The organism is Sorangium sp. So ce1036, assembly GCF_051369805.1.
In the GTDB taxonomy this organism is placed as follows: Bacteria; Myxococcota_A; Polyangia; order Polyangiales; family Polyangiaceae; genus Sorangium; species Sorangium cellulosum_F.
Genome location: NZ_JBBMOX010000001.1, coordinates 8,392,765 through 8,406,017, shown reverse-complemented (window position 1 = coordinate 8,406,017; position 13,253 = coordinate 8,392,765). Strand labels below are relative to the sequence as shown.

General features: G+C 71.1%; 9 protein-coding genes. 6 read left to right on the top strand and 3 right to left on the bottom strand.

Annotated features, from left to right (window positions below):
- Positions 1–6: 6 nt before the first annotated feature.
- Complete coding sequence (locus WMF31_RS31630; RefSeq protein WP_436605511.1) at positions 7–1,245, top strand: YncE family protein; 1,239 nt, start codon at positions 7–9, stop codon at positions 1,243–1,245.
- 72 nt (positions 1,246–1,317) lie between these two features.
- Here WMF31_RS31630 and WMF31_RS31625 read toward each other — a convergent pair whose 3' ends face one another.
- Positions 1,318–2,688 (bottom strand): extracellular catalytic domain type 1 short-chain-length polyhydroxyalkanoate depolymerase, encoded by a 1,371-nt coding sequence (locus WMF31_RS31625; RefSeq protein ID WP_436605510.1) that lies wholly within the window; start codon positions 2,686–2,688, stop codon positions 1,318–1,320.
- A 199-nt stretch (positions 2,689–2,887) separates the two neighbouring features.
- On the opposite strand from WMF31_RS31625, the gene WMF31_RS31620 reads away from it, so the two are divergent.
- On the top strand, positions 2,888–5,899 hold the full coding sequence (locus WMF31_RS31620; RefSeq protein ID WP_436605509.1) for a hypothetical protein: 3,012 nt from the start codon (positions 2,888–2,890) through the stop codon (positions 5,897–5,899).
- A gap of 36 nt (positions 5,900–5,935) precedes the next feature.
- Here WMF31_RS31620 and WMF31_RS31615 read toward each other — a convergent pair whose 3' ends face one another.
- Positions 5,936–6,745 carry an SDR family NAD(P)-dependent oxidoreductase gene (locus WMF31_RS31615; RefSeq protein WP_436605508.1) on the bottom strand — a complete coding sequence of 270 codons (810 nt, stop codon included), beginning with the start codon at positions 6,743–6,745 and terminating at the stop codon, positions 5,936–5,938.
- Between the two features lie 181 nt (positions 6,746–6,926).
- On the opposite strand from WMF31_RS31615, the gene WMF31_RS31610 reads away from it, so the two are divergent.
- The 3 genes from WMF31_RS31610 (at position 6,927) to WMF31_RS31600 (ending at position 9,585) form a co-directional block, all read left to right on the top strand.
- Positions 6,927–7,724, top strand: a complete 798-nt coding sequence (locus tag WMF31_RS31610; RefSeq protein ID WP_436605507.1) for a class I SAM-dependent methyltransferase — start codon at positions 6,927–6,929, stop codon at positions 7,722–7,724.
- Positions 7,725–7,919: 195 nt separating this feature from the next.
- Positions 7,920–9,146, top strand: a complete 1,227-nt coding sequence (locus tag WMF31_RS31605; protein WP_436605506.1) for a hypothetical protein — start codon at positions 7,920–7,922, stop codon at positions 9,144–9,146.
- Positions 9,109–9,585, top strand: coding sequence for a hypothetical protein (locus WMF31_RS31600; RefSeq protein WP_436605505.1), 477 nt, complete (start codon positions 9,109–9,111; stop codon positions 9,583–9,585). Before WMF31_RS31605 ends, WMF31_RS31600 begins: the two co-directional genes overlap by 38 nt.
- 657 nt (positions 9,586–10,242) lie before the next feature.
- Here the strand turns inward: WMF31_RS31600 and WMF31_RS31595 are convergent.
- Positions 10,243–10,554, bottom strand: a complete 312-nt coding sequence (locus WMF31_RS31595; protein ID WP_436605504.1) for a hypothetical protein — start codon at positions 10,552–10,554, stop codon at positions 10,243–10,245.
- Positions 10,555–11,018: 464 nt separating this feature from the next.
- Here WMF31_RS31595 and WMF31_RS31590 point away from each other — a divergent pair, with 464 nt between their 5' ends.
- Positions 11,019–13,247 (top strand): heparinase II/III domain-containing protein, encoded by a 2,229-nt coding sequence (locus WMF31_RS31590; protein ID WP_436605503.1) that lies wholly within the window; start codon positions 11,019–11,021, stop codon positions 13,245–13,247.
- Positions 13,248–13,253 lie beyond the last annotated feature (6 nt).

Here is a 13,253-nt window from a genome sequence, read left to right as displayed (position 1 = left end):
TCATCCATGGTCATCGCGCGATTCCTGGGTTGCGCGCTCGCGGCGGCGACGCTGGCGAGCTGCAGCGGCCCCGATCCCATCCTTGAATACCGCTACGGTGCTTACGAGGGCGACGCCTATCCGAACCGGCGTCCGGAGATCGTGATACCGGACGGCGGCATGGGCGTGGTGACCGACAGCCTCTCCGATACGATCTCCCTCATCGCGCTCGAGACCGGGGAGCGGTTCGGCGTCCGCCCCGTGGGCCGCGATCCCGTGACGATCGATGGGCCTCACCGGGTGGCCGTGGACGCCGCGGGCGGCGCGCTCTACATCGCGCTGTCGTATCCTGACGTCGCCGGCGCGAGCGGCCCTCACGCGGTGCACGGCGGGAGCGTGATGGCCGGCTACGTCCAGAAGCTCGCGCTCGACGACCTGCGCATCCTCGGGCAGGTGCGCGTCGAGGCCAACCCGGGCGACGTCGTGATCTCGGAGGACGGCGGGCGTGTGGTCGTCTCCCATTTCGATCTCAAGCGCTCGCTCGACAACCCGGGGGACCTCGAGGCGGCGCGCTCATCGCTCGCGGTCCTGGAACCCGACGCGGTCTCGCCTCATGGCTCGGCCGCGCCGACGCTCATCCCGGTCTGCCGGGCCGCGAACGGGATCGCCCTCTCGCGGCCGGACGGCGCCCGGGCCTACGTCGCCTGTTATGGCGACGACGCCCTCGCGATCGTCGACCTGACGGATCCGGACGCCGAGGTGAAGCTCGTCCCCGTCGGGCCGGACCTGTCGTCCGACGCCCACGCGTCGTCCTACGGTCCGTACGCCGTCATGATGTCGCCCGATCAGAAGACCATCGCCGTGAGCAACACGGACAGCAGGGAGGTGCGCTTCTTCGATGTCGCGTCGGGGACGTTCGACGAGTCCAGGACGATCTTCACGATCGGCGCGCCCTACTTCGGCGCGTGGACCGCTGACGGGAGCGTCCTCTACGTGCCGACGCAGGTGCCCGACACGATCGTGCGGATCGGCGTGACCCCGGACGCCGGCGCCCCCGTGTCCCGGAACATCCGCGACGAATGCCTCCGGCCGCACCTCGCGGAGCTCGACGAGGAGCACGGGCTCTTCATCGTCTGCGAGGGCGATCAGACCGTGACGCCGGGCAAGGTGCTCCGGCTCGATCCCGAGACGCTGGAGACGCGCAGCGAGGCCGAGGTGGGCCTCTTTCCCGACGCGTTCGCGCGCGTCGCGGCGGGGGCGCGGTGAGGGCGCGAGCAGGTCGCGCGTCCGCGCTCGCGAGAGCGCGGACCTCCCCGCGAACGGTGGAGTGAAGGCGCCCTAGCGCCTCGTCCTGGCACTCCGATTCCGGCGACGGAACGTCAGCAGCGCGAGGCCCATGGCGACGGCCGCTGCGTGGGCGCTCTTCGGCATCGCATTGCCGGCGGCATAGGCGCAGCCGCCCGAGTCAGATACGGGATCTGAGCCCGCCCCAGGGTCGGTGTTGCCGCCGGCGCCGCTCGGGGCGCTGCCGCCCGTCGCGCCGCCTGCGCCGCCCGCGCCGCCGCCAGCGGGCTGCCCGCCAGAGCCGGCGCTGGCGCTGGCGCTGGCGCCCCCGTCGGCGCCTCCGCCGTCGCCCGCGGCGCCGCCGCTCCCCGCAGCAGGTCCGGCGCCGCCGACGTTCTGATCGCCCCCGGCGCCGCCGCCCGAGCCGTCCGAGCCGCCCGTGCCGCCGCTGTCGCCAGGACCCGAGCAATCGGTCTCCGGATCGGCACCACCGGCCTTGTCGAGCCCGAAGAACGCGACGATGGCGTCGTGCTCGTACGGCATGGAGTGCGCGCCGTTCTGTCCTGACCAGGCCTCGAGCACCGTGTGGCCACATTCGTTCTTCCAGAACTGGCGCTCATAGGTGGTCCCGTTCGAGGTCGTGGTGTCGGTCGAGGTCGGGCCCTCGCTCAACCCCAGGACGTTCGTCCATTCCTTGATCGCCTCGCCCTGGTTCTTGTAGCTGATCGTCGCGTCCGCCGTGCCGTGGAAGAGCTGGAGGCGGGGGCGATGTCCCGTATAGCCAGGATACATCGCGCGGACCTGATCTCCCCATTGCTGCGCCGTCTTGCTCGTCCTGCCGCCCGCGCAGTTGCCGCTCCACTGGTTGCTCGGGTCGAAGCCGTCCGCCCAGCACCCGGCGGGCACCCCCGCCCTCGCCGAGCCAGCCCTGAAGATGTCCGGGTACACCGCCAGCAGGGCTTGCGTCATCATCGCTCCGGATGAGCCGCCCATCGCGTAGACGCGCTCCGGGTCGCCGTCGTACTTCTCGAGCGTATACTTGACCATCTGAGCGACGGCCTGCGTGTCGCCGCCGCCGTCGTGGGTCAGGGATTTCGTCGAGCCCACGTCCCAGCAGTTTCGGCCGGTGGCCTCCGGAAGGATGATGATGAAGCCGTTCCTGTCGGCCGCCGCGCGGACACCCGAGATGCTGTTGAAGAACCCGCTCACCGGCGTGCTGCACGAGTGGCTGGCCACCACGATGGGTGGCTTCTCGGCCAGCTGGTCCGGGACGTAGATGTTCATGTTGACGTAGTCCGGGACGCCGCTCGCTCCCCAGGTCGCCCGGCTCACCGCCACCACGGACGCCGCGCGCGCTGGCATGGCCGCGAGCAGTCCCAGAGAGATCGACGCGACCACGAAGGCGCGATGCTGAAATCGACGCATGTCCGAGTTCCTCTAGCGCTGGCGCCGCCGACGAGGGCGCGCGTTTGTCGTGCCGATGCTATCGATAGGAGGCCTTCGGCGCAAGCCGCTTCGGGTTCTTTCGCTGAGAGAAAATTGAACCAATTCAATCCGTCGGTAGACGTGCAGCCCGGGCGCGTGCGATCATGCAATCATGTGACGATCGCTTTGCCTCCCTGCGTTGTTCTCGTGCTTGTCCGCCGCGCTCGCGATGACGGGCTGCGGGACGGAGCGGCAGCAGCCGACGGCGGAGGCCGCGGCCGCGCTCGAAGTCCGCGTTTCAGGGCCGTTCGACGCGGAGCCCTACCCGACCGACTTCTACCCCGTGCCGCCGGGCACATTCAAGCTCGCGTGCGGGTCCCACCGCTGCCTGGCGGTGCACAAGCTCTCCAGCTCGAGCTCCACCGTGCTCGCGACCCGCGTCGACGGGACCGGGGCGCTCGTGGACACGCCGCGCATCCGGCTGGGGGTGGCCGAGCTGGTGCTGGGCGTCCTGGCGCGCGACGACGAATTTCTGGTCGTGACCGCTCGAGACCGGCCGGACCCCGACGTCCGTTATCATAGAATCCGCGGGAGCGACGGCCGCGTGCTCGAGGATCCGACGCCGCGCCTGCCCGCCGTTCCGCCGGCGCACATGGCTACCACGGGCGCGAGCTACCTCTTCCTCGTGCCCACCGCCGGATCGGAGCGCGAGGCGCGCCTCTACGACGCGGAGTTGAACCCCGTGGGGGATCCCGTCATCCTCCCTTCGAGCCTGGCGCGCTCTCTGACCCCGGGCGCGGGGCAGTACCTCGTGGCCGGCTACGGACAGGCGCTGCGGATCAGCGAGGCCACCGGGGCCGCCCTCGACCCGGCCCCGATCGAGTTCTCTCGCTACAACGGGAGTGACTCGCCGCTTGGCGTCTACAAGGACGGCGTTTACCAGCTCGTGTGGGCGGACCAGAGCGCTGTCTACGGCTCGCGCATCGATGCCGCCACGGGCGAGCCGCTCGATCCCGACGATACGTTCAACGAGCTGTCGGGAGTGAAGGTGATCCGGCGCCTCGAGCACCGACTCACGGGCAAGTTCGACGTGACGATCATCGGCGGGGACGTGGTGGCGAGCTGGGGCGAAGACCTCAGCGAGGTGCATGCCCAGCGCATCGACCTGACGACCGGTCTGCCCATCGGGTCGAGGCCTACCTTGCTGGCCTATATCCCGCAGACGCTCTACAACTACCCGACGCTGGATTTTCAGACCCTCGGCGACAGCGTCTCTTCGTCAACAACGAGACCTTCCTGCGCCCGGGCACGCGCTCCGCCGATGAGCGCATCGCGACGTTCGGCCAGGACAGGGACGTGGCTTTCAGGAGCCGCGCCCGCTATGCGCCGGCGGTCGCCTCGAACGGCAATGGCTACCTCGTGGTGTTCGAGCGGCGCTCGCCCGAGGACGGGCAGGCGCCGGAGATCCTGGCGACGCGCATCGATCCGGCGACCGGCGCGTACCTCGACGCCCCCCCTCGCGATCGGCGTCGGCTGGACGCCCACCGTCAGCTCCGACGGCAGCAGTTACCTGGTCATGTGGAGCTCGAGCGACGCGAGAGGGACCTCGAGTCACGCCCGCCAGGTGCGCGCCGACGGGACGCTCGGCGCGGAGAAACGCTGGCTGGTCTTCGATTCGGGGCAGACCTTCAAGACCCAGGTCACCTGGAGCGGCAGCTACTACGGCGTCGCGTGGGGGAGCCGTCACGGCCGGCTCGACAACGACGGCGACCTGGTCGCGCCCGACCCGCTGCCTGCGGGCGAGTCGGCGATCCGAGGTTTCGGCGTGCGCTGGCATCGGGAGGTCTCCAACTCGCGTCCGCGGGTCGTCGCCGACTACGCGCTCCCGCCCGAGCGACGCACCTTCCTCTATGTCGGCGAGGCGGAAGCGTCTGGGCGGATCACCCCGGACGTCGTCGCCGTGCGCGTGCGCTCGCGCACCGGCGCGCTGCTCGGCGGCACGCTGATCGCCGAGAAGCACGCGACGCCGTTCGCTGCGTCGGACGGGACCCGTCTCGCCGTGATCAGCCGCGATCTCGACACGGGCGACTGCGAAGGGGTGTTCGTCGACGCCGAGAGCGGGTTGCCCGTGGCCGGGACGGAGAAGGTCCTCGTGCGCGGCGCCGCCGACCGCGCGGTCTCGGAGTTCTTCTTCGACGGCGAGGCGTTCTGCGTCGTGCTGTACCAGGGCGAAGACAGCGGGTCTTCCCTGCGCCTCCGGCGCTTCGATCGCGCGCTCGATCCGGTGAAGGGCGACGTCGCGGACGGCGCCCGCGTCACCTTCAGCGCGAGCCGTGGCTGGGACTTCGGAGTCGCCTCGTCCGGCAACGCGCGCGGGCTCCTCGCGTACTCGCGGTCCGATGTCGACAGGCTCGGGACGGCGATCAGGCTGAGCTTCCTCGCAGCGGATGGGTCGATGCCGCCGGAGCCGCCGGTCTCCGGAGCGGGCGGCGCAGGCGGCAGCGGCGGTCATGGTGGCGCGGGCGGGAGCGGGGGTGCGGCCGGGGCCAGCGGCTCCGGTGGTGCTGCCGGCAGCGGCGGCGCGGGTGCGGCCGGTGGAGGCGGCGCAGGCGCGGCCGGCAGCGGCGGTACGGGGGCGGGCGAAGGCGGTGCAGGCGCGGCCGGTGGAGGCGGTGCGGATGCGGGCGAAGGCGGTGCGGGCGCCGGCGGTGGAGGCGGTGCGGATGCGGGCGAAGGCGGTGCGGGCGCGGCCGGTGGCGGCGGTGCGGGCGCGGCCGGTGGCGGCGGTGCGGGCGCGGCCGGTGGCGGCGGTGCGGGCACGGCCGGTGGCGGCGGTGCGGGCGCGGCCGGTGGCGGCGGTGCAGGCGCGGCCGGTGGAGGCGGTGCGGGCGCGGCCGGTGGCGGCGGTGCGGGCGCTGGCGGTGGAGGTACAGGTACCGGCGGCGGCATTGCCGGCGCAGGCGGCGACCCGGCGGCGGGTGCCGGCGGCGGAGGAGGCGGCGAGCCCGGGGCCGGTGTTTCGACGGCGAGCAGCGGCGGCGGCTCGGGCAACTCGTCGGATGGCTGCGGCTGCCGGACGGCCGGCGGTGAGGAGCGCGCTGGAGGCGCGGCGCTCTTCGCGCTTGCGCTCGCCGCGCTCGCAGGGCGGCGCCGCGCGCAGCTTCGCGCGATGAGGAGCGACCTCGAGGCGCCCCTCGGCCCGTCGCCGTGATCAGGCGCGCCCGTGCTCCCGGCGGCGGGCGCCGCGTCAAAGCACCTTGCGCAGCATCCGGGGCAGCACGACGTCGTGCAGCAGCTCGGGCACGGCGCGCTTCAGCCGCCAGGCCCAGCGGCCGTCGCGGTGGGGCATGGCGTAGAGGCGGCCGGCGTCGACCGCCTCGATGGCGAGCCGCGCGACGTAATCGGCCTGGAGGCCCTTTCGCCCCATGAGCTTCTCGGCGGCGCTCCTGGCGGCGGCGTCGAGGCCGCGCCCGCTCTCGACGATCCGCGTCTTGAAGAAGGTCGGGCACAGCACGGTGACGCCGACGCCGTGCTCGGCGAGCTCGAGCCTCAGCGTCTCGGAGAGGGCGACCACGCCGGCCTTGGTCACGCAGTACGGCGCGAGCCCGGGCACGGAGATGAAGCCGGCGGCGGACGCGATGTTCAGGATATGGCCGCTCCGCTGTTGCCTGAAGCGCGGCGCGAACGCGTGACAGCCGTGGACGACGCCCCAGAGGTTGACGCCCATCACCCACGCCCAGTCCTCGAGGGGGATCTCGCCGACCTGGCCGCCGACGCAGACGCCCGCGTTGTTCACGAGGAGATCGACCCCGCCGAGCGCGCGATCGGCCTCGCCCACGAGCGCGGCGACGTCATCGCGTTGGCTCACGTCGCAGCGGACCCCGTGCGCCTCGCCCCCGGCCGCGGCGACGAGGCGCGCGGTCTCGCGGGAGCCTTCCTCGTCGAGGTCGGCGAGGAGGAGCCTCGCCCGGCGCCCCGCGAGCTCGAGGGCGAGGGCGCGGCCGAGGCCCGAGGCGGCCCCGGTGATGACGGCGCGGGGGTGCGTGGGGAGCGGCATGGAACGACGCATAGCACGGAGGCCTTGGCATGAGAGGCCTCGGCGAGGAGGCCATTGCCCGCGACGCGCGGGCAGCGTCCGTCTCCGGCGACGAAGCCGGACGGCCCGCGATGACCGCGCTCCGCGCGGACCCGGATCCGGCGCCGGTGCGCAGGCCCCGCGGCCATGTTACGTGGCGCGGGTGAATGCCCTCCTGCAAACCCTGCTCCGGCGGCCGCCCCTCGGCCGCGCGGCGCGGGCCGCGGCCGACTGGGTCGATCTGCAGCTCACCCACGTGGTCGACTCGCTCGCGCGCCTCGCCCCCCGCGCGCGCGGGCGGCTGCTCGACGTGGGCTGCGGCGACAAGCCGTACGAGCGCCTGTTCCGCCCCCACGTGCGCGAGTACCTCGGCGTGGAGCACCAGGCCACCTTCGACGCCACCGCCGCCGTCTCGCGCGGCAAGGCCGATGTGCTCTACGACGGCGAGCGGCTCCCCTTCCCGGACGCGAGCTTCGACACCGTGCTGAGCGTGCAGGTCCTCGAGCACACCCCGGAGCCGGGGGCGCTCGTCGCCGAGATGGCGCGCGTCCTGCGCCCCGACGGGCTCCTCATCCTCAGCGCGCCCTTCTCCTTCCGGCTGCACGAGGAGCCGCACGACTACTTTCGCTTCAGCCCCCACGGCCTGCGGGCGCTGTGCGGCCGCGCGGGCCTCGTCGTCGAGGAGATTCACCCCCACGGCAGCCTCTGGAGCCTGCTCGGCCACAAGGTGAACAGCTACCTCGCGCTGAACGTCGCGCGCCTCGGCGGCATCGCGCAATCGATGGGCAAGCTGGGCCACGAGGCCGCGACAGGCGGCGGCGCGCGCGCCTGGACGCTGCCGCTGGTCGCGCCCGCCATGCTCGCCGTGGCCGCGGGCGCCCGCGTCCTGGACCGCGCGCTGCCCGATCCCACCGAGGCGCTCGGCTTCACCCTCGCGGCGCGGCGCGCGCCCCCGCGGTGATCCGAGGTCGTGGAACGAGCACCTGAGGTCGTCTCCTTGTCCGCGTGGGCTGCGGCCCTGGCGAGCGGTACGGTTCCTGGTGCCTGAGTCGCTGGTCGTCGGCGCGCACCGCGCATGTCATGGTGCCGATGTCGCCATCGTCTCGGCTCGTCGCATTCCGCGGGTTTACCCCGCTGCGGCTCAAGGCCGGCCGAGTTGTTCGAGGAGTTGCGCGCGCGGCTCGCGAGCACATTTCGCGGTACGGGGAGCTTCAGCCCCGACTCCGTCGAAGACCTCGCGAAGTGCAGGAAAATCGTGCGCGAGCTGCTCGACTCAGATCGATTCGGTTACCTCATCGACCTGACTTCGCCCAGCTCTCCCGCGCCGGCGAGGATCCACTTTGTTCCCGCTGGCCACTTTGACGAGGCGCACGCGGAGCGAGCGCGCTGCTTCGATTGGCAAGGGTTCTATCAGGAATTTTCTGAAGTGTTCGGCCTTCTTCGGGCAGAGTGGCGGCGCCGCTACGACTATGTAATGCTGGATGCCCGCACCGGATTGACCGATATTGGTAGCATCACGACTGTTGTTTTGCCGAGTCGCCTCGTCGTCGTGTTCTCTCCCAATAATCAGTCGCTGTCCGGAGCCGTCGAGGTTTCTCGGCAGGCATTCGAGATGCATCGACGGATAGCGCCCGAGCCACTCGCGATCTTGCCCCTCCTGGCTCGCGTGGAGCCTGGAGAGAAGGCGCTCCGAGGCGAGTGGGTGCAACGTGCCGCTGGTGCATTTTCCAAGCTCTTTCTTGAGCTCTATGGGAACGAGGGCTGTGATTGGGTCCGGTACTTTGAGTCGCTGCATGTTCCCCATGGTACCTACTATTCGTACGATGAGCGGATCGCCGTGGTTGAGCAGCTGGAGCGCGGGCTCGGTTCGCTCACGGAGGCTTATGAGGGCTTTCTTGAATGTGTGCAATGTGCGAGTGTTGCTGAGTGGGAGTCTCGGACCAGGAGTAAGGCTCATGTCGTTGATGTGGATCGAGCCGTATTGATGCAGTTTGATGCCCCATTTGAGGCCCCAGCGTGGCTCTCCGTTGAACGCGTGATCCGCATCCCGGATCCCCAGGTGCGCGCCGGCGTCACCGCGGTAGAGCTGCGGCAGGTGCCCGTATCGCGGGCTGCCTGGAGCCGAGCGGTCCGGGAAATTGAACTAGGCATCGAGCGGGACCGAGCCGGGCTTCGGGGCGCTCCGCACGTGTTCGTCATGTCGCCCTATGCGGCCGCCGTGCTGCTAGGACGGAAGCTTGACCAGCTCGCTCGTGCCGTACCTCTCTACCTTTATCAGTTTGATACCGCGGCCGGTGACTGGATGCTGTTCTCGGCACCTGCGGCCCATGTGTCAATTCCGGCGATTGAGCCTTTTTCAGAAGCTGGACCAGATCACGCTTGAGCACGAGAGTCCGGATGTCATCTTCGTGATCGAGGAAATCCGCTCGATCCAGGAGGACGGTGTACTGCGTCTCGCGAGGGACGTGGGGGCTGGTCGCATCGCCTGCTTGCGCCAGCGATCGGCGTCGCCGCAGAGCACGCCCGCCGAGGCCTACAGCGCTGGCGAGGCCGTCCGCAGTGCGCCCGAAGAGTTGCGAAAGCAGAGCCCATCAGCTGCTTTTCATATCGTCAGCACGGCACCTCTCGCGCTGTTGGTGCAGCTGGGACGATTTTTGACTCCCAGCGTGTATATGTATCGTAGCGCGCTCGTCTATCCGTACGACCCACGGACGGCGTCCTACGCACCGGTGCTAGATGTAATTGATACAACGGAACCACCACAGGGCGGCGGAAGCGAAGAATGCGAGGCCCCTCGAACACCGGGGAGCGGCGGAGCTTGACAACCAGGGAGGAGGGCCCTGACATCGGCTCGATCTCGAGGGGCTGGCTTGGTGAGGCCCACCGTTGCGTGAGCGGCGGATGAAAATCGGGTGAATTGCCGGAAAATCCGGGGCCGGACAACCGGCAGCCAAGGTCGACACGGAGGATTGGATTCCAAGGGGTCGACAAGGTTCAGAGACTAGGGTCCGAGCGAAAGCGGTAATGACCCCACGAGCGCCCGACATCTCCCTTGTGGCAACCACTGGGAGATGATGAGATAGTCCGGTCTACCGAAATAATCCGATGGGCTTGAAACGGTAGAAGCTCGGGATAAAGAGCCCGAGCGATAACAGTGCTTCGGCTACGAGGAGAACCTTCGAGGTCTGTCGCTCATAGGGGGTGTGGGCCGTGATACGTGATACGCCGCCCTCGTCACCCTGGGCGCGCCGCCCTCGTCGAGGCGCAGCGCGCACCTCGTCCCGTCGCGGGCCGTGCGTTCGCAAGGGCGCGCTCCACGAGCGCGCGGCGGTGGGGACGCTCGCTGCCACCCGCGCCATGGAACGCGCGCCGTCGCGCGCTCGACCTCTGCGCTCCGGACAGCGAAGGGCGAGAGGCATGCCCGGAGACCGTGATCTCCCCGGCGCCTCTCGCCCTTCCGTTCGTCCGACGGGCGCCGCCTAGGCGCTGCCGCGCGCGCCGGCTTGCCGTTCGCCGCTCAGCCGCTGCCCGAGGAGCAGCTTCGCGCGCTCCGCGAGGCGGAGATCCTCCTGCCGCACCTCGCTGAAGAACGAGGCGAGCTCGTCATCTCCCTGCTGCTTCGCGTCCTGGATGTACCTGGCGTAGGTCTCCGCGCCCTGGAGCGCGTGGTAGAGCACGCTGACCAGGTTGTAGTCCTTGTCGGGGATCACGCTGCTCTCGGTGCGGCCTTCCTGCATGCCGGCCCCCTGCTGTCCCTGATTGCGCATTCCCTGCTTCTGCTCGGTCGCCATTCCAGACCTCCTCGATTTCCCCCAGCACCGCCGGGCAATGCAAGGGGGAGGCCGCACAGCAGAGCAGCCTGGGACATCGAGGATCCCGCGGGACAGGTCCCTTCGCTCCATCGCCCACGTCGCGTTCTGCCACAGCAGGCGGACGCCCGCGCAGGATCGCACCATCCAGGGCGGTTCCGCCCCTCACAGCCGGCCGATCGCGGGCGCGCGTGCTCGCGCGTGCTGGAGACCACGTCGCTGGCCTGCACCGAGCGCGGCCTTTCCAGCGCGCGCGGTCACGCGCGATCCTGCGAAGATTGTCATGGACGGGAATGCGGTGATCGGCCCCACGGCCGCGTGCCGCGCGCAGAGACCCGGGACCGCACGAGCTGATACGCTGTGCCACGTCGCAGCCACTCCCCCTCTTCCTCATCGGTCCTCGACTCGCCGCCATGCGCTCACGATCCCACGGCTCACCTCGTTCCATGACGTCTCTCCGCGGGGCGCTCACGACGCTCGCGCTCGCGCTCGCCACCGCCGCGTGCGGCGCGGGCGACCTCGATCCCGGCGGCCGGCAGGGCGCTGGCGTCCACCCGCGGCTCCTCGCGCGCCCCGAGCACCGCGAGCGGCTCCTCGCGCGCGTCGATCGCGAGCCCTATGCCTCGATCCTCGCCGCGCTCCGGCGCGTCGCCGCCCGCGCGTACGCGGAGGAGCCCGAGCCGGCCTCGTGGGACCACCGGACGAACGGCGACAACGCGTCGACGGCGCAGGCGAACGCCTTCCTCGCCTGGGCGTTCGAGGACCGGGCCGCGGCCGAGAAGGCGCGCGAGTTCCTCCGCCGCCTCGAGACCGACTGGGAGACGAACACGGTCCTCGACATCAACATCCGGATGCCGAAGACCCTGATCGGGTACACGAACGCGTGGGATCTCCTGAGCGCGACCCCGTGGTTCCCCCCCGGCGAGGCCGCCGAGGCGGAGCGCAAGATCACCGAGATCACGCGCCAGTTCTTCGACAGGTACCTCGAGGACGGCTTCTATCGGGATGTCCTGCTCCGCATGGCGCAGAACAACCACCCGATCCGCACCGCGGACGCGATCGGCTACGTGGCGCTCGCGTTCCCCGGGCACCCGGCGGCCGAGGCCTGGTGGAACTGGTCGCTCTCGGAGCTCGACCACCTCTGGGGCCCGGACGGCCGGTACGTGCAGCCCGACGGCGGGGTCTCCGAGGGCCCGTATTACTTCGCGTTCGCCTGGGCGCCGACCGCGGCGTTCTTCATCGCGCTCGACAACGCGCTCGGGGGGCCCGCGCCGTTCACGCGCGACTGCCGCACGCGCTCCGACGAGGACCCCTGGGCCGGGCACGGCTGCGTCGACGGCGAGCCGGCCTCGCTCGAGCTCCCGCTGCGCGGCGGGCTGTTCACGAAGGCCGTCGACTGGTCGCTCTCGCTGCGGCTGCCCTGGGGCAGCCGCCCCCCGGTCGACGATGGCGTCTTCGACACCCTGAACGGGAGCGCGCTGCTCACGTCGTTCGGGGGCAGCGGCGTGTACCGCTGGGACTGGGAGCGAAACCGCGACAAGCCCCGTGACATGGAGTTCGGCGGCGACCTCATCGCCCATCACCTCCTCTACGTCGACGACGCGGTGCCCGCCGAGGAGCCGCCCTTCCTCACGCGCTTCTTGCCGGACGCGGGCCACGCGGTCTTCCGCTCGGACTGGGGCGAGGAGGCGCGGTGGCTCCTGCTCGTCGCGGAGCACGGCGCCGCGCGCAAGGCGATCCACGATCACGTGGACGGCACGTCGTTCTCGCTCGCCGCGTACGGCGAGTACCTCCTGATCGACCCCGGCTATTACAAGCCGGACGCGCTCGCCAACGCGAGGACCAGCCCCGCGCCGTCGCACAACGTGATCCTCATCGACGGCAAGGCCGCGCCCGACAAGGGGCTCCTCACCGATTTCGGCGACGCGGACGCCTGGATCCGCAACACCCACGACGGCGTCGCGGTCGAGTACGCCGAGGCGCACCAGGACTACCAGGACACGCACGTCGAGCGCTCCGTGGTCTTCGTCGACGGCCGCTACTTCGTGATCGGCGATCGCCTGGCCACGACGCACCCCGCGGCCCGGGCGCACGCGTTCCGCCTGCACGGCCACGCGGGCCGGAGCTCGGGCGGCGCCTTCGAGCTCCTCGCCGACGGCGCGCGCTGGGAGCGGCCGCGGGCGGGCGTCGAGGCGCGCGTGCAGTCGACGGCGCCGGGGCTCGCGGTCGTGGAGCCGCCGTACTCGCCGCTCACCGCGCCCCACGTGCACGAGTTCGACATGGACCGGAGGGCCGCCGATCACGCGGTCATCGACGCGACGGTCGAGGCGGAGGCGCCGGGGTTCTTGACGCTGCTCTTGCCCTACAAGGTCGGCGCGGACGAGGGCCCCGACGCGCCCCTCGCGGCGGCGCCGCTCGACGCGGGGCCCGGCGTCGTCGCGTGGCGGATCGAGGGCGACGGCGCGACCGACGTCGCGGTGCTCCGGCGCCGGGGCGCCGCGGAGGCGCTGACGCTGCCCGGAGGGCGGGTCCTCGAGACCGACGCCGAGCTCGTGGTGCTGCGGCTCGAGGGCGAGCGGCCGTTCGCGCTGATGGCGCGCGGCACGCGCGTGCTCGTCGACGGCGCGCCCCGGATCACGGCGCCCGACGCGCCCCCCGTCGCCGTGGAGGAGTGAGATGGC

Bases quoted from the DNA above. Each gene is read 5' to 3' on its own strand.
- WMF31_RS31625 (WP_436605510.1), bottom strand. From the start codon at position 2,688: ATGCGTCGATTTCAGCATCGCGCCTTCGTGGTCGCGTCGATCTCTCTG.
- WMF31_RS31590 (WP_436605503.1), top strand. From the start codon at position 11,019: ATGACGTCTCTCCGCGGGGCGCTCACGACGCTCGCGCTCGCGCTCGCC.
- WMF31_RS31615 (WP_436605508.1), bottom strand. From the start codon at position 6,745: ATGCCGCTCCCCACGCACCCCCGCGCCGTCATCACCGGGGCCGCCTCG.
- WMF31_RS31630 (WP_436605511.1), top strand. From the start codon at position 7: ATGGTCATCGCGCGATTCCTGGGTTGCGCGCTCGCGGCGGCGACGCTG.
- WMF31_RS31595 (WP_436605504.1), bottom strand. From the start codon at position 10,554: ATGGCGACCGAGCAGAAGCAGGGAATGCGCAATCAGGGACAGCAGGGG.